At 64.4% G+C, this 15,101-nt stretch carries 15 protein-coding genes and 1 tRNA gene; all 16 read right to left on the bottom strand.

Features of this window, described 5'->3' with window-relative positions; genetic code table 11:
• Positions 1–11: 11 nt before the first annotated feature.
• The 16 genes from N5D91_RS06555 to tpiA all read right to left on the bottom strand — a co-directional run bounded on the left by N5D91_RS06555 (position 12) and on the right by tpiA (position 14,923).
• Positions 12–1,520 (bottom strand): NADH-quinone oxidoreductase subunit M, encoded by a 1,509-nt coding sequence (locus N5D91_RS06555; RefSeq protein WP_049437087.1) that lies wholly within the window; start codon positions 1,518–1,520, stop codon positions 12–14.
• Between the two features lie 23 nt (positions 1,521–1,543).
• Complete coding sequence (nuoL, locus tag N5D91_RS06550) at positions 1,544–3,703, bottom strand: NADH-quinone oxidoreductase subunit L (RefSeq protein WP_110712983.1); 2,160 nt, start codon at positions 3,701–3,703, stop codon at positions 1,544–1,546.
• A 7-nt stretch (positions 3,704–3,710) separates the two neighbouring features.
• Positions 3,711–4,016 (bottom strand): NADH-quinone oxidoreductase subunit NuoK, encoded by a 306-nt coding sequence (gene nuoK / locus N5D91_RS06545; RefSeq protein ID WP_005410454.1) that lies wholly within the window; start codon positions 4,014–4,016, stop codon positions 3,711–3,713.
• On the bottom strand, positions 4,013–4,669 hold the full coding sequence (locus N5D91_RS06540; RefSeq protein WP_075677133.1) for an NADH-quinone oxidoreductase subunit J: 657 nt from the start codon (positions 4,667–4,669) through the stop codon (positions 4,013–4,015). Before N5D91_RS06540 ends, nuoK begins: the two co-directional genes overlap by 4 nt.
• 9 nt (positions 4,670–4,678) lie before the next feature.
• Positions 4,679–5,167 carry an NADH-quinone oxidoreductase subunit NuoI gene (nuoI, locus tag N5D91_RS06535; RefSeq protein WP_006381128.1) on the bottom strand — a complete coding sequence of 163 codons (489 nt, stop codon included), beginning with the start codon at positions 5,165–5,167 and terminating at the stop codon, positions 4,679–4,681.
• Positions 5,168–5,170: 3 nt separating this feature from the next.
• A complete protein-coding gene (nuoH, locus tag N5D91_RS06530; protein ID WP_006381129.1) occupies positions 5,171–6,265 on the bottom strand; it encodes an NADH-quinone oxidoreductase subunit NuoH in 1,095 nt (364 codons plus the stop codon).
• Positions 6,262–8,496 carry an NADH-quinone oxidoreductase subunit NuoG gene (gene nuoG / locus N5D91_RS06525; RefSeq protein WP_110712984.1) on the bottom strand — a complete coding sequence of 745 codons (2,235 nt, stop codon included), beginning with the start codon at positions 8,494–8,496 and terminating at the stop codon, positions 6,262–6,264. Before nuoG ends, nuoH begins: the two co-directional genes overlap by 4 nt.
• Positions 8,493–9,833, bottom strand: coding sequence for an NADH-quinone oxidoreductase subunit NuoF (gene nuoF, locus N5D91_RS06520; protein WP_005410459.1), 1,341 nt, complete (start codon positions 9,831–9,833; stop codon positions 8,493–8,495). Before nuoF ends, nuoG begins: the two co-directional genes overlap by 4 nt.
• Before the next feature lie 4 nt (positions 9,834–9,837).
• On the bottom strand, positions 9,838–10,365 hold the full coding sequence (gene nuoE / locus N5D91_RS06515) for an NADH-quinone oxidoreductase subunit NuoE (protein ID WP_005410460.1): 528 nt from the start codon (positions 10,363–10,365) through the stop codon (positions 9,838–9,840).
• 97 nt (positions 10,366–10,462) lie between these two features.
• Positions 10,463–11,770 (bottom strand): NADH-quinone oxidoreductase subunit D, encoded by a 1,308-nt coding sequence (locus N5D91_RS06510; RefSeq protein WP_110712985.1) that lies wholly within the window; start codon positions 11,768–11,770, stop codon positions 10,463–10,465.
• A complete protein-coding gene (locus tag N5D91_RS06505) occupies positions 11,767–12,516 on the bottom strand; it encodes an NADH-quinone oxidoreductase subunit C (protein WP_005410462.1) in 750 nt (249 codons plus the stop codon). Before N5D91_RS06505 ends, N5D91_RS06510 begins: the two co-directional genes overlap by 4 nt.
• 33 nt (positions 12,517–12,549) lie before the next feature.
• Positions 12,550–13,104 carry an NADH-quinone oxidoreductase subunit B gene (locus N5D91_RS06500; protein ID WP_005417936.1) on the bottom strand — a complete coding sequence of 185 codons (555 nt, stop codon included), beginning with the start codon at positions 13,102–13,104 and terminating at the stop codon, positions 12,550–12,552.
• The gene (locus N5D91_RS06495) at positions 13,095–13,451 is read right to left on the bottom strand and encodes an NADH-quinone oxidoreductase subunit A (protein WP_008265012.1); all 357 of its coding nucleotides are present in this window, start codon (positions 13,449–13,451) and stop codon (positions 13,095–13,097) included. The genes N5D91_RS06500 and N5D91_RS06495 overlap by 10 nt, the downstream gene beginning before the upstream one ends.
• 111 nt (positions 13,452–13,562) lie before the next feature.
• Positions 13,563–13,647 (bottom strand) — tRNA-Leu (locus tag N5D91_RS06490).
• A 51-nt stretch (positions 13,648–13,698) separates the two neighbouring features.
• The gene (gene secG, locus N5D91_RS06485) at positions 13,699–14,136 is read right to left on the bottom strand and encodes a preprotein translocase subunit SecG (RefSeq protein ID WP_164161536.1); all 438 of its coding nucleotides are present in this window, start codon (positions 14,134–14,136) and stop codon (positions 13,699–13,701) included.
• Positions 14,137–14,167: 31 nt separating this feature from the next.
• Complete coding sequence (gene tpiA / locus N5D91_RS06480) at positions 14,168–14,923, bottom strand: triose-phosphate isomerase (RefSeq protein WP_153855817.1); 756 nt, start codon at positions 14,921–14,923, stop codon at positions 14,168–14,170.
• Positions 14,924–15,101: the final 178 nt, after the last annotated feature.

Here is a 15,101-nt window from a genome sequence, read left to right as displayed (position 1 = left end):
AAATCCTGGAATTACAGCAGCTTGCTGGATGCGATCTGCATCGCCAGCTTCGCGATCGAGGGCTCCATCAGGTCGGTCAGCGGCTTGGGGTAGATGCCCAGGGCCAGCACGCCGATGGCGAACACGCCCAGCACCAGCCATTCGCGGCCGTTGATGTCCTTCAGTTCGGCAACATGGCTGTTGGCCACTTCACCGAAGAAGATGCGCTTGTACAGCCACAGGGTGTAGGCGGCGCCGATGATCAGGGTGGTGGCCGCGCCCAGCGCGATCCACGGATTACGCTGGAAGGCCGACAGGATGACCATGAACTCGCCGACGAAACCACTGGTACCCGGCAGGCCCGCGTTGGCCATGAAGAACAGCATGGCGAAGGTGGCGAACCACGGCATCACGTTGACCACGCCGCCGTAATCGGCGATGCGGCGGCTGTGCATGCGGTCGTACAGCACGCCGACGCAGGAGAACATCGCGCCCGACACGAAGCCGTGCGAGATCATCTGCACCATGGCGCCCTGCAGGCCCAGGCGGGCGGCATCGGCGTTGCCGGCTTCACGCACCAGCCACAGGGCAATGAACGTGCCCAGGGTGACGAAGCCCATGTGCGCGATCGACGAATAGGCGATCAGCTTCTTCATGTCGTCCTGCACCAGGGCGACGAGGCCGACGTAGATCACCGCGATCAGCGACAGCGCGATCACCAGCCACGCCCATTCCTGCGACGCGTCCGGGACGATCGGCAGGTTGAAGCGCAGGAAGCCGTAGCCACCGATCTTCAGGGCGATGGCGGCCAGGATCACCGAACCGGCGGTCGGCGCTTCCACGTGGGCATCCGGCAGCCAGGTGTGGACCGGGAACATCGGCACCTTGACCGCGAAGGCGATCAGGAAGGCGAAGAAGATCCAGGTCTGTTCCTTGGCCGACAGCGGCAGCGCGTACAGGTCGGCCAGCTGGAAGCTGCCCCCCTTCATGTACAGGTAGATCAGCGCCACCAGCATCAGCACCGAGCCGAGGAAGGTGTACAGGAAGAACTTCAGCGCGGCGTAGATGCGACGCGGGCCGCCCCAGACACCGATGATCAGGAACATCGGGATCAGCATCGCCTCGAAGAACACGTAGAACAGCATCGCGTCCGTGGCCGAGAAGATACCGACCGTGACGCCTTCCAGGATCAGGAAGGCGGCCACGTACTGGTTGACGCGCTTGTCGATGGCGCTCCAGGCGCCGATCAGGGCAAGCACGCTGACCAGGGTGGTCAGCAGGATCAGCGCCACGGCGATGCCGTCCACGCCCAGGTTGTAGCCGATCTTGTACGCCGGGATCCAGGCATGGGTCTCGACGAACTGCAGACCGTCGATGCCCGCGTTGTAGCCGCTCAGCAGCGAGAGGCTCGCCACGAACGTCAGCACCGCTACGCCCAGCGACGCCCAGCGGGCGGTCTGCGCATCACGGATCGCAAGGATCAGGGCACCACCGATGATCGGCAGCCAGATGAGGACACTGAGTAGAGGCCAGTTCGACACGTCTTCTTATTCCGTACAGGTCATCAACGCAGGTAATGCATCAGCACGCCCAGAAGGGCAATCAGGCCGATGATCATCGCGAAGGCGTAGTGATAGAGGAAACCGGATTGGGTACGACGCAGCACGCCGGCTGCGACGTCCACAACACGTGCCGAAAGATTGACCACGCCGTCGACGATGTTGCTGTCGATCCAGCGTGCGACCTTGCCCAGCTTGACGCTGCCACCGGCAAAGCCATCGATCCACAGCTTGTCGAAGCCGTACTTGTTTTCCAGCACCGACACCAGCGGGGCGAAGGTCTTGCGCGCCTTGCCCGACAGGTCCGGCTTCCACAGGTAGAACAGTGCAGCCAGCAGGAAGCCCGCCAGGGTCAGCCAGAACGGCGGCAGCATCATGCCGTGCAGCGCGAACGCCACCGGACCATGGAACTCTTCGCCCAGGAAGCCAACGGTGTTCTTGGCCGGATCGTAGAAGTTCACGATGCCGGTGAAGAACGTCTGCGCCTGGCCCTTGATGGCCTCGTGCGCATGGTGGCCGGCCCAGTCGGTGCCGTGCAGCATCGGACCGATGCTGAAGAAACCGATGGCGATCGACGGAATGGCCAGCAGGATCAGCGGCAGCGTCACCACCCAAGGGGTTTCGTGCGGCTCATGCGCACCGTGGCCATGGCCGTGGTCGTCATGGGCATCGCCGTGGTGGGCGTCGGCGGCATGGTGATCGTCATGGCCATGGCCGTGATCATCATGCGCGTCGCGGAAGCGCTCCTTGCCGTGGAAGGTCAGGAACAGCAGGCGGAAGCTGTAGAAGCTGGTCACCAGCACGCCACCCAGCACTGCCCAGTAGCCATAGGTGGCCACCCAGCTGTTCTGCATGTGGGCGTGGATCTCGGCCGCCTCGATGATGGTGTCCTTCGAGTAGAAGCCGGAGAAGAACGGCGTACCGACCAGGGCCAGGGTACCGATCCACATGGTGACGAACGTGATCGGCATGTACTTGCGCAGGCCGCCCATCTTGCGCATGTCCTGCTCGTGGTGCATCGCGATGATGACCGAGCCGGCGCCCAGGAACAGCAGCGCCTTGAAGAAGGCGTGGGTCATCAGGTGGAACACGGCGGCCGAGTACGCCGACACGCCCAGTGCAACCGTCATGTAGCCCAGCTGCGACAGCGTGGAGTACGCGACGACGCGCTTGATGTCGTTCTGCACGATGCCGATCAGGCCGGTGAAGAAGGCCGTGGTGGCACCGATGAACAGGATGAAGTTCAGCGCGGTCTGCGACAGCTCGAACAGCGGCGACATGCGGGTGACCATGAAGATACCGGCGGTCACCATCGTCGCGGCGTGGATCAGCGCCGAGATCGGGGTCGGGCCTTCCATCGAATCCGGCAGCCACACGTGCAGCGGAACCTGGGCCGACTTGCCCATGGCACCGATGAACAGGCAGATGCAGATGACGGTGGCGATCGACCAGATCACCGGCTCGTTCAGCAGCTGCATGCCGAACAGGGTGCCGTCCCAGATCTGCAGCTGGGCGCGCGGGTCAGCCAGCATGCCGGCCTGCGAGAACACCTGCGAGTAGTCCAGGGTGCCGAACACCCACAGCACGCCGGCGATGCCCAGCAGGAAGCCGAAGTCACCAACGCGGTTGACCAGGAACGCCTTCATGTTGGCGAAGATCGCGGTCGGGCGCTTGAACCAGAAGCCGATCAGCAGGTACGACACCAGGCCCACCGCTTCCCAGCCGAAGAACAGCTGCAGGAAGTTGTTGCTCATCACCAGGGTGAGCATCGAGAAGGTGAACAGCGAGATGTAGCTGAAGAACCGCTGGTAGCCCGGATCGTCCTGCATGTAGCCGATCGTGTAGATGTGGACCAGCAGCGACACGAAGGTCACCACCACCATCATCATCGCTGTCAGCTTGTCGACCATGAAGCCGACGTGGGCCGAGTACTGGCCGACTTCGAAGAACGTGTAGATGTTCTGGTTGAACGGCTGCGCACCGCCCCAGAGCAGCTGGTAGAGCGTGTACATCGACAGGCCGCAGGCCACCGCGACGCCGAGGATGGTGATGGTCTGCGCGCCGAAGCGCTTGACCTGGCGACCGAACAGGCCGGCGATGATGCTGCCGAACAGCGGTGCAAGCACCACTGCGATCAACAGACTCTTGGAGAGAGTGATTTCCATCTGTGGATCAGCCCTTCAACGAATCGACTTCGCCGACATTGATCGTGCGGCGGGTACGGAACAGGGTCACCAGGATCGCCAGGCCGATGGCGGCTTCCGCGGCGGCGACGGTCAGGATGAAGAACACGAACAGCTGGCCGGACGGATCGCCCAGCTGACGCGAGAAGCCGACGAAGTTGATGTTCACCGACAGCAGCATCAGTTCGATCGACATCAGCAGGACGATGACGTTCTTCCGGTTGAGGAAGATGCCGGCCAGGCTGATGGCGAACAGCACCGCGCCAAGCGCAAGCATGTGGCCAAGGGTAATCACGGCTGGGTCTCCTCGCCGGCGGCCGGCTTGCTGTTGCTGTGCACGACCGGTGCTTCGGCGCCCATCTTGACCATGCGCAGGCGCTGGCCGGCCTTGACCATGGTCTGCTCGCCCGGGTTCTGGCTCTTCACGCCGGTACGGCGGCGCAGGGTCAGCATCACGGCGGCAACCACGGCCACGGTCAGGATGACCGCGGCGAACTCGAACGGCAGCAGGTACTCGGTGAACAGCGTGCGCGCCAGCCAGGTGACGTTGGAGCTGTCGGCGGCGACCGCAGCGGCGTTGTCGGCCGGGAACGGCGTGACAGAGCGCGCCTTGACGCCGATCAGGATCAGCATCTGCGCCAGCATCGCCACCGCGACGATGAGGCCGACCGGCAGGTAGCGCACCCAGCCCTCACGCAGCTTGGTGGGGTCGATGTCGAGCATCATCACCACGAACAGGAACAGCACCATCACCGCGCCGACGTAGACCAGCACCAGGGCGACGCCGAGGAACTCGGCACCCACCAGCAGCCACACGCAGGCAATGGAGAAGAAGGTCAGCACCAGGCAGAGCACGGCGTGAACCGGGTTGCGCACGCTGATCACCGCACCGGCCGAAACCGTTGCCGCGATGGCGAACACCCAGAAAGCGATATTTACCCAATCCATCTCTCGACCTCAGCGGTAAGCGGCATCGGCGGCGCGACGCTCGGCGATCTCGGACTCGAGACGGTCGCCCAGGGCCAGCAGCTGCGGCTTGGTAACGATGTTTTCGCCACGATTCTCGAAGTGGTACTCGAGGATGTGGGTTTCGACGATCGAGTCCACCGGGCAGCTTTCTTCGCAGAAGCCACAGAAGATGCACTTGAACAGATCGATGTCATAGCGCGTGGTACGGCGGGTGCCGTCTTCGCGCTTGGCCGAGTCGATGGTGATGGCCAGCGCCGGGCACACCGCTTCGCACAGCTTGCAGGCGATGCAGCGCTCTTCACCGTTGGGGTAACGGCGCAGGGCGTGCAGGCCACGGAAGCGCGGCGACTGCGGGAACTTCTCCATCGGGTACATCATCGTGTACTTGGGCTTGAAGCTGTACTTCAGCGTCAGCCAAAGGCCACCCAGGAGTTCGAGCAGCAGCAGGCTCTTGAAGTAATGGGTAATCCTGTTCATCACTTAGACGCCCTTTTGAATCACGCCGAAGAACACCATGACGGCGGTAACCGCGATCCACAGAATGGCCAGCGGGATGAAGACCTTCCAGCCCAGGCGCATGATCTGGTCATAGCGGAAGCGCGGGAAACTGGCACGGAACCAGATGTAGGCACTGGCGAAGAAGAACACCTTGACGAACAGCCACGGTGCACCGCCCTTCCAGATCCAGTCGACCAGCGGTGAGACGTCGCCGAAGTTGACCCAGCCCTGGATCGGGCTCAGCCAGCCACCAAGGAAGAAGATCGAGATCAGGAAGCTGATCAGGATCATGTTGGCGTATTCGGCCAGGAAGAACAGCGCGAACGCACCGCCCGAGTACTCGACCATGTGGCCGGCGACGATTTCCGATTCACCTTCCACCACGTCGAACGGCGCGCGGTTGGTTTCGGCAACGCCCGACACCCAGTAGATGACGAACAGCGGGAACAGCGGCAGCAGGAACCAGTCGAAGAAACCGGAATTGCCGGCCTGCGCCATCACGATGTTGCTCAGGTTCAGGCTGCCCGACGCGATCATCACGCCGACCAGGGCGAAGCCCATGGCGATCTCGTAGCTGATCATCTGCGCCGAGGCGCGCATCGCACCCAGGAACGCATACTTCGAGTTGGATGCCCAACCGGCCAGGATGATGCCGTAGATGCCCAGCGAGGTCATCGCCAGCAGGTACAGCAGGCCGGCGTTGGCGTTGGACAGCACGATCTGCGAATCGAAGGGCACCACCGACCAGGCTGCGAAAGCCGGGGCCAGGGTGATCAGCGGGGCCAGCAGGTAGATCGCCTTGTTGGCGCTGCTCGGCTGGACCACTTCCTTGAACAGCAGCTTGAAGACGTCGGCGAAGGCCTGGAAGATGCCCATGCCCACGTACATCGGGCCGTGGCGGACGTGCATCCAGCCGATCAGCTTGCGTTCCCAGACCACGTAGAAGGCCACCGAGATGATCACCGGAACGGTGATCACCAGGATCTTCAGGATGATCCAGATCAGCGCGCCGATGTCACCAAGGCCAAGCAGCCACTGGTGCAGCGGATCGACCGCGTTCAACAGCAATTCGTTCATGCAGCCACCACCGTTACGCGAGCGGCACCCAACGGCGCGGTCGCGCCGTGGCCCGATTCAATCCAGACCGAACCCGCAGCGACGCGGGCGTCGACCACCACCGGCAGGGTGGCCTTGCCGGCATCGGTGCCGACCTTGGCCATCTGCCCTTCCTGCAGCTGCAGGCGAGCGGCATCTTCAGCGTTCAGCACGATGCGCGGGGCGTTGTTGAGCGGATGCGACTGCAGCGCCGGGGCGCGACGGACCACCGCATCGGTGCGGTAGATCGCGGCGGTCGAAGCCACTTCCAGGCCTTCGCCGGCAACCACCGGCTGTGCCGAGGCGGCAACGGTGACCGACACCGGGGCCAGGCTGGCGCGCAGGCCGGCCAGGTCGGTGAAGTCGAAACCGGCTACCGCCAGCTCACCGCCCAGGGCGCGCAGCACGCGCCAGCCCTCACGGGCCTCGCCCGGCAGCTTGCCGCCGGCACGCGCCGACTGCTCGCGACCATCGAGGTTGGTCAGGGTGGCGTCGATTTCCGGCAGCGCACCGATCGGCAGGATCACGTCGGCAACGTCGCGGGTGGAGACGCAGGCGAACTGGCTGAAGGCCACCACCTTGGCGCCGACCAGCGCCTTGCGCGCGGCGGGAGCGTCGGCGAAGTCCAGACCCGGCTCCAGGCCGTACACCACGTAGGCCTGGCGCGGCTGCGCCAGCATTGCGGCGACGTCCTTGCCGGCCGGCAGCACACCTGCGCGGGTCAGGCCAACGGCGTTGGCACCCTGCGGGATGCGGCACAGTTTGGCACCGGTCGCAGCGGCGAAGTCACGCGCGGCGGCGCGGATCGCGGCAGCCTGCGGGTGGTTTTCGGCGATGCCACCGACGATCAGCACGGTGTTGTTGCCGCCCTGCACTGCCGAACGCAGCTCGGCGTTGGCCAGCGCGTCGACGAACTTCGACGGCGCGACGATCTGCTTGCCGGCAATGCTGAAGGCGAAGTCGAAGTCCACCGGGTTGACGACGTGGATCTTCGCGCCGTTGGTGGTCTGCGCCTTGCGCAGGCGGGCGTGCAGCAGCGGCAGTTCGTGGCGGATGTTGCTGCCCAGAACGACGATGCGGTCGGCGCCTTCGATCTCGGCGAGCGGCAGGCCGAACACTTCGGCGGTTGCGGCGTCGGAGAAATCGCGGTTGTTGATGCGGTGGTCGATGTTGCTCGAGCCCAGGCCCTTGGCCAGGCGGGCCAGCAGCGCGCCTTCCTCGTTCGAGGTCGACGGATGCACCAGCACGCCCAGGTTGTCGCCCTGGTTGGCCTTGAGGATCTCGGCGGCCGCGGCCAGGCCTTCGGCCCAGCTCACTTCCTTCCACTCGCCATTGACCTTGCGCAGCGGCTTGACCGCACGGTCTTCGCTGTACAGGCCCTGGTGCGAGTAGCGGTCACGGTCGGACAGCCAGCACTCGTTCACGGCTTCGTTGTCGCGCGGCACGGTGCGCAGCACTTCGCCGCGACGCACGTGCAGGAACAGGTTCGACCCCATCGCGTCGTGGTAGCCCAGCGATTCGCGCGCGGTCAGTTCCCACGGGCGGGCGCGGAACTGGAACACCTTGTTGGTCAGCGCGCCGACCGGGCAGACGTCGACGACGTTGCCGGACAGCTCGGTGGTCAGCGGCTTGCCATCGAAGGTACCGATCTGCAGGTTCTCACCGCGGTACATGCCACCCAGCTCGTAGGTACCGGCAACGTCGGCAGTGAAGCGGACGCAGCGGGTGCACTGGATGCAGCGGGTCATCTCGGTGGCGACCAGCGGGCCCATGTCCTCGTCCGGCACCACGCGCTTGCGCTCGTTGAAGCGGCTGACCGAACGGCCATAGCCCAGCGACACGTCCTGCAGCTCGCACTCGCCGCCCTGATCACAGATCGGGCAGTCCAGCGGGTGGTTGATGAGCAGGAACTCCATCACCGAGCGCTGGAACTTCAGTGCCTTCTCGCTGCGGGTGGCGACCTTCATGCCATCCATCACCGGGGTGGCACAGGCCGGCGCCGGCTTCGGCGACTTTTCCACGTCCACCAGGCACATGCGGCAGTTGGCGGCGATCGGCAGCTTCTCGTGGTAGCAGAAGCGCGGAATCGAAATGCCGGCCTTGTCGGCCGCCTGGATGATCATCGAACCCTTGGGCACGACCAGCGACTTGCCATCGATTTCGATGGTCACGTGATCCGGTGGCACGTTCGGGTTTACGGGTTGCGCGCTCATGCGGCGGCTGCCTCCACCTTCTTGCCGTCAACCATCGAATGACCGTTGACGATGTAGTACTCGAATTCGTCCCAGAACTGGCGCAGGAAGCCCTGGATGGGCCATGCAGCCGCTTCACCGAACGCACAGATGGTGTGGCCTTCGATCTGGCCGGCCACCGCCTTCAGCTGGTGCAGGTCTTCCATCGTGGCCTTGCCGGCGACGATGCGCTCCAGCACGCGGTGCATCCAGCCGGTGCCTTCACGGCACGGGGTGCACTGGCCGCACGATTCCTTGTGGAAGAACTGGCTGATGCGGCAGGCGAACTTGACGCAGCAGACGCTGTCGTCCAGCACCACGATCGCACCCGAACCCAGGCCGGAGCCCAGCGCACGGATGGTGTCGTAGTCCATCGGCAGATCCTTCAGCTCGGCCGCGGTGAGCACCGGCATCGACACGCCGCCCGGGATCGCGCCCTTGAGGGTGCGGCCCGGACGCAGGCCACCGGCCATTTCCAGCAGGTCGTGGAACTTGGTGCCCAGCGGCACTTCGAAGTTGCCGCCGTTCTGCACGCAGCCGGACACCGAGAAGCACTTCGGGCCGCCATTGGCGGTCAGGCTCAGGCCCTTGAACCACTCCGGACCGTTGCGGATGATCGCCGGCACCGAACCGTAGGTTTCGGTGTTGTTGATCGTCGACGGCTTGCCGTACAGGCCGAAGTTGGCCGGGAACGGCGGCTTGTAGCGCGGCTGGCCCTTCTTGCCTTCCAGCGATTCCATCAGCGCGGTTTCTTCGCCGCAGATGTACGCACCGGCGCCCAGCGCACCGTAGATGTCGATGTCCACGCCCGAGCCCATCACGTTCTTGCCCAGCCAGCCATTCGCATAGGCGTCGGCCAGGGCCTGCTCGAAGTGCTCGAACGGCTCGTGGTGGAACTCACCGCGCAGGTAGTTGTAACCCACGGTCGAACCGGTGGCGTAGCAGGCGATCGCCATGCCTTCCACCACCGAATGCGGGTTGTAGCGCAGGATGTCGCGGTCCTTGCAGGTGCCCGGCTCGGATTCGTCCGAGTTGCAGAGGATGTACTTCTGCATGTTGCCCTTGGGCATGAAGGACCACTTCAGGCCGGTCGGGAAGCCTGCGCCACCGCGCCCGCGCAGGCCCGAGGCCTTGACCATCTCGATGACCTGCTCCGGCGGGATCTTCTCTTCGAGGATCTTGCGCAGGGCAGCATAGCCACCGGTCTTCAGGTAGCTTTCGTACGACCACGGGGTGTCGTAATGCAGGGTGGTGTAGACCACCTGGTGCGGCAGCGGCGCGGGGCCGACCGGACCCTTGGATTCGTGGTGATGTGCCATGCCCTTACTCCAGCCCGTCCAGCAGCTCGTCGACCTTTTCCAGGGTCAGACGCTCATGGTAGTGACCGTTGATGACCATCATCGGCGCGCCACCGCAGCCGGCCAGGCACTCTTCCTCGCGCTTGAGGTAGACGCGGCCGTCCGGGGTCGATTCACCGTGCTTGATGCCCAGCTTCTTCTCGCAATGGCGGACGATGTCCTCGGCGCCATTGAGCCAGCAGCTGATGTTGGTGCAGATGGCCACGTTGTTGCGGCCCACCTTCTCGGTCTCGAACATCGAGTAGAAGCTGGCGACCTCGTAGGCCCACACCGGCGGCAGGTCGAGGTACTTGGCCACGCCGGCGATCAGTTCGTCGGTCAGCCAGCCCTGGTTCTGCTCCTGGGCCGCATGCAGGCCCTGCAGCACGGCAGAGCGCTTGCGGTCCGGCGGGAACTTGGACAGCCAGTGATCGATGTGAGCGCGGGTCTTGTCGCTCAGCACCACCATCGGGTCGACGTCGCGCGCCGCCTCGAAATTACCTGTCGCCTTCATCGGCCGACCTCAGCGAAATGCATAACGTGAAATTCCAGAAACTGCGGCGCCGGCTTGCGCCGGCTGCCTGCAGCGGGCGTTGGCGTGGCGGACGGCATTACCGGTCAACCTCGCCGAACACCAGGTCGTAGGTACCGATCATCGCCACCACGTCGGCCAGCATGTGGCCGCGCACGATCGAATCGATCGAGGACAGGTGGGCGAAGCCCGGTGCGCGCAGGTGCACGCGGAACGGCTTGTTAGCGCCGTCGGAGACCAGGTAGCAGCCGAACTCGCCCTTGGGCGCTTCCACTGCCGCATAGGTCTCGCCGGCCGGCACGCAATAGCCTTCGCTGAACAGCTTGAAGTGGTGGATCAGCGCTTCCATGTCGTCCTTCATGTCCTCGCGCTTGGGCGGAGCGACCTTGAAGTTCTTGACCATGACCGGGCCGGGGTTGGCCTTCAGCCATGCCACGCACTGCTTGATGATGCGGTTGGACTCGCGCATTTCGGCAACGCGGACCAGGTAACGGTCGTAGCAGTCGCCTTCCTTGCCCAGCGGGATGTCGAAATCGACGGCATCGTACTTGGCATACGGACGCTTCTTGCGCAGGTCCCAGGCGATGCCCGAGCCGCGCAGCATCACGCCGGTCATGCCCCACTGGTGGGCCAGTTCCGGAGTGACCACGCCGATGCCGACGGTACGCTGTTTCCAGATACGGTTGTCGGTCAGCAGGGTTTCGTATTCGTCGATGCGCTTGGGGAACTCGACGGTGAAGTTCTCCAGGAAGTCCAGCAGCGAGCCCTCGCGCGAAGCATTGAGCTGCTTCAGCGCCTTGCCCTTGTGCCAGCGCGATTCCTTGTACTTCGGCATGTGGTCCGGCAGGTCGCGGTAGACACCGCCCGGACGGTAGTACGCCGCGTGCATGCGCGCGCCGGAGACCGCTTCATAGCAGTCCATCAGCTCTTCGCGCTCGCGGAAGGCGTACAGCATCACCGCCATCGCACCCAGGTCGAGCGCGTTGGAACCCAGCCACATCAGGTGGTTGAGGATGCGGGTGATTTCGTCGTACATGGTGCGGATGTACTGCGCACGCTCCGGCGCCTCGATGCCCATCAGGGTCTCGATCGCGCGCACGTAGGCGTGCTCGTTGCACATCATCGACACGTAGTCCAGGCGATCCATGTAGCCGATCGACTGGTTGAACGGCTTGGACTCGGCCAGCTTTTCGGTACCACGGTGCAGCAGACCCACATGCGGGTCGGCGCGCATGATGGTTTCGCCGTCCATTTCCAGGATCAGGCGCAGCACACCGTGCGCGGCCGGATGCTGCGGGCCGAAGTTCATGGTGTAGTTGCGGATTTCCTGCCGTGCTTCGGCCGGATTGCTCGCGAACGCTTCGCGGGCCTGGTGGAACTCGCTCACTTCACTGCCTCCTGCGCGCGCTCACCTTCTGCGGTCTGCAGACGGGCGTCGTCGCGGATCACGCGCGGCACACCGACACGCGGCTCCACCGAGGTGACCGGTTCATAGATCACGCGCTTCTTTTCTTCGTCGTAGCGGACTTCGACATTGCCGATCAGCGGGAAATCCTTGCGGAACGGATGGCCGACGAAACCGTAGTCGGTCAGGATCCGGCGCAGGTCCGGGTGGCCTTCGAAGATCACGCCGTACAGGTCGAACGCTTCGCGCTCGAACCAGTTCAGGCCCGGCCAGATGCCGGTCAGCGAGGACACTACCGGCAACGCTTCGTCAGGGGCGAAGCAGCGCAGGTGCATCATCAGGTTGTGCTGGTACGAACGCAGCTGGGCGACCACGGCAAAGCGCTGGGTCGGCATGTGCTGCGGGCGGGCACCGTCGGCACCGTTTTCCTCGGTGGGGAACTCGCCCCACGCGAAGCGGCCCTGGGCCTTGCCTTCGACGCCACGGCTGAAGCCCTGCGAGGACACGTCGGCGGTGTCCCATTCGTCGGAGCCATAACCGAGGTAGTCGACGCCGCAGAGATCCACGGCCTGCTCGAAACCAAACTCGTCACGCAGCGCCAGGGCGGTGGCGTGCCACTCGGCGGCAGGCACTTCCAGCGTCACTTCGCCGCGGGGTTCGACCACGATGACCTTCGCACCTGCGAAACGTGCGGAGAGTCGGTCGATGAAGGATGCTTGCTCTGCCATGGGGGCTTGGCGCGCTCTTGTCAGGTGAAGGGGTCAGCGGGCGATGGTCTGTGTACGCCAGATCTTCTTCTGCAGCTGCAGGATCCCGTACACCAGCGCCTCGGCGGTCGGCGGGCAGCCCGGGACGTAGACGTCCACCGGCACCACGCGATCACAGCCGCGCACCACAGAATAGGAGTAGTGGTAATAGCCACCGCCGTTGGCGCAGCTACCCATCGAGATGACCCACTTCGGGTCCGGCATCTGGTCGTAGACCTTGCGCAGCGCCGGGGCCATCTTGTTGACCAGGGTACCGGCCACGATCATCACGTCGGACTGACGCGGCGACGGACGGAACACCACGCCGTAGCGGTCAAGGTCCAGGCGCGCGGCGCCGGCGTGCATCATCTCGACCGCGCAGCAGGCCAGGCCGAAGGTCATCGGCCACATCGAGCCGGTGCGCGCCCAGTTCAGCAGTGCGTCGACGCTGGTGGTGACGAAGCCCTTTTCCAGCAGCGGGTTGTCGCCTTCCGGCCGCAGGATGTCATCAACCCGGCCTTCCGGCGACGGGTTGTTCATGAGGCCATCGAGAGTCTGAATCACTCCCATTCCAGCGCTCCCTTCTTCCAGACGTAAATGAAACCGAGGAACAGCATGCCGACGAACAGGCCCATGGTGATGAGCGAACGGGCACCCAGCTCCATGAAGACCTGGGTCCACGGCACGATGAAGATGATTTCCAGGTCGAAGACGATGAACTGGATCGCGATCAGGTAGTAGCGCACGTCGAACTTCATGCGCGCGTCTTCGAAGGCCTCGAAGCCGCACTCGTACGGCGACAGCTTTTCCAGATCGGGGCGGCGGGGACCGAGGAATCGACCAACCAGCATCAGCGTAATGCCGATACCGGTGGCAACGATCAGAAACAGCAGAGACGGCAAATATTCGGCCAGCACAGCGATTCTCTCTTGCCTCTGCCGCTGCGCCTGCAGGCGCTTTGGCATGGGGGAGTGGACGGGAATCTGCCTGGCGCCTTGCGCGCCAGACGAACCCGCTTTACTTACAAATGGTGCCCAAGAGGGGACTCGAACCCCTACGACTTGCGTCGCTACCACCTCAAGGTAGTGCGTCTACCAATTCCGCCACCTGGGCAAACGATCACATCAGACTATCTTCCCGATGCGCCGCGTATTGTAACCGGCTTCAGCGTTTCTGGGAGCCTTCCGAAGGCTTTTCTTCACCAGAAACCGAAGATTCCGCCTGAGCCGGCACATTCGCAGCCGGAACCGGGGCGGCCGGGACCGCATCGGCCTTCGGAACGGCCGGCAGCTCGCCCGCCGGAGCCGCCGGAGCGACTGCCGCCGGGGCGGACATCAGACCCAGATCCTGGTCGGCCGCCGGGCGGCTGCCATGACCGGCATACCAGGCCATGAAGAGACTGATGCCGAAGAACACGACGGCCAGCCACTTGGTCGACTTGGACAGGAAATTCGAGGCGCCGCGCGCACCGAACACCGTACCCGAGGCACCGGCACCAAAGCCCGAACCCGCCGCCGCACCCGAACCACGCTGCATCAGGATCAGCGCGATCATGGCCACAGCGACCAGCACGTAGACGACATTGAGGATCAACATCAGCATTGGAAACCGCCCTCGGACAATACTTCTAGGATTAGTTCGCGGCCGCCGCCCTTGCGATGGCCAGGAAGTCCGCGGCCACCAGGGAGGCGCCGCCGACCAGCCCACCATCGACATCCGGCTGCGCGAACAGTTCCCCGGCATTGTCGGGCTTCACGCTACCGCCGTAAACAATGGGCAGTGAATCAGCGATTCTAGCATCGATACGCGCGACTTCGCCACGGATGAACGCGTGCACCTGCTGCGCCTGCTCCTTGGTCGCGGTACGGCCGGTACCGATGGCCCAGACCGGCTCGTAGGCGACCACGGCCTTGGCGAAGCCGGCTGCGCCGACCAGTTCCAGCACCGGCGCCAGCTGGCTGGCGATGACCGCTTCGGTCTGCCCGGCCTCGCGCTGTTCCAGGGTCTCGCCCACGCACAGCACCGGCACCAGGCCGGCGTGCTGGGCGGCGGCGAACTTGCGCGCGACCAGCTCGCTGCTCTCATGGTGGTACTGGCGGCGCTCGGAATGGCCGACCAGGCCATAGCGGGCGCCGACCTCGACCAGCATGGCCGCGCAGACCTCGCCGGTGTAGGCGCCCTTCTCGTTGCTGCTCACGTCCTGCGCGCCAAAGGCCAGGCCGGTATCACCAAAGTCCTCGACCAGCTCGCCCAGGTACGGCAACGGCGGCAGGATCACCACGTCCACCCCCTCCAGCGGCAGCCCGGCGGCGACCTGCCCCAGCAGTTCATTGGCGAATTGACGGCTGCCATGCAGCTTCCAGTTTCCGGCGACGATCTTGCGGCGCATGAGCGGGTGGCTCCTGTGTGAAGTCAGCCGGTCATGATACCCGCTACGGCAAAAATCCGTTTCCGTGTAAGCGGTTACATGGATTTTCAGCGAACGGCGCAGCCCCTCGTGGCGGGGGTGGGGTTGGTCGCGGATCGCCCGGTTGGATTGGTGAGCTTGGCCGGGCGGGTGGGGATGC

This window comes from Stenotrophomonas sp. GD03794, assembly GCF_029842145.1.
Classification (GTDB): Bacteria; Pseudomonadota; Gammaproteobacteria; order Xanthomonadales; family Xanthomonadaceae; genus Stenotrophomonas; species Stenotrophomonas riyadhensis.
Note: the sequence above shows the minus strand (reverse complement) of the source record. Positions and strands in the feature narration are given on the sequence as shown.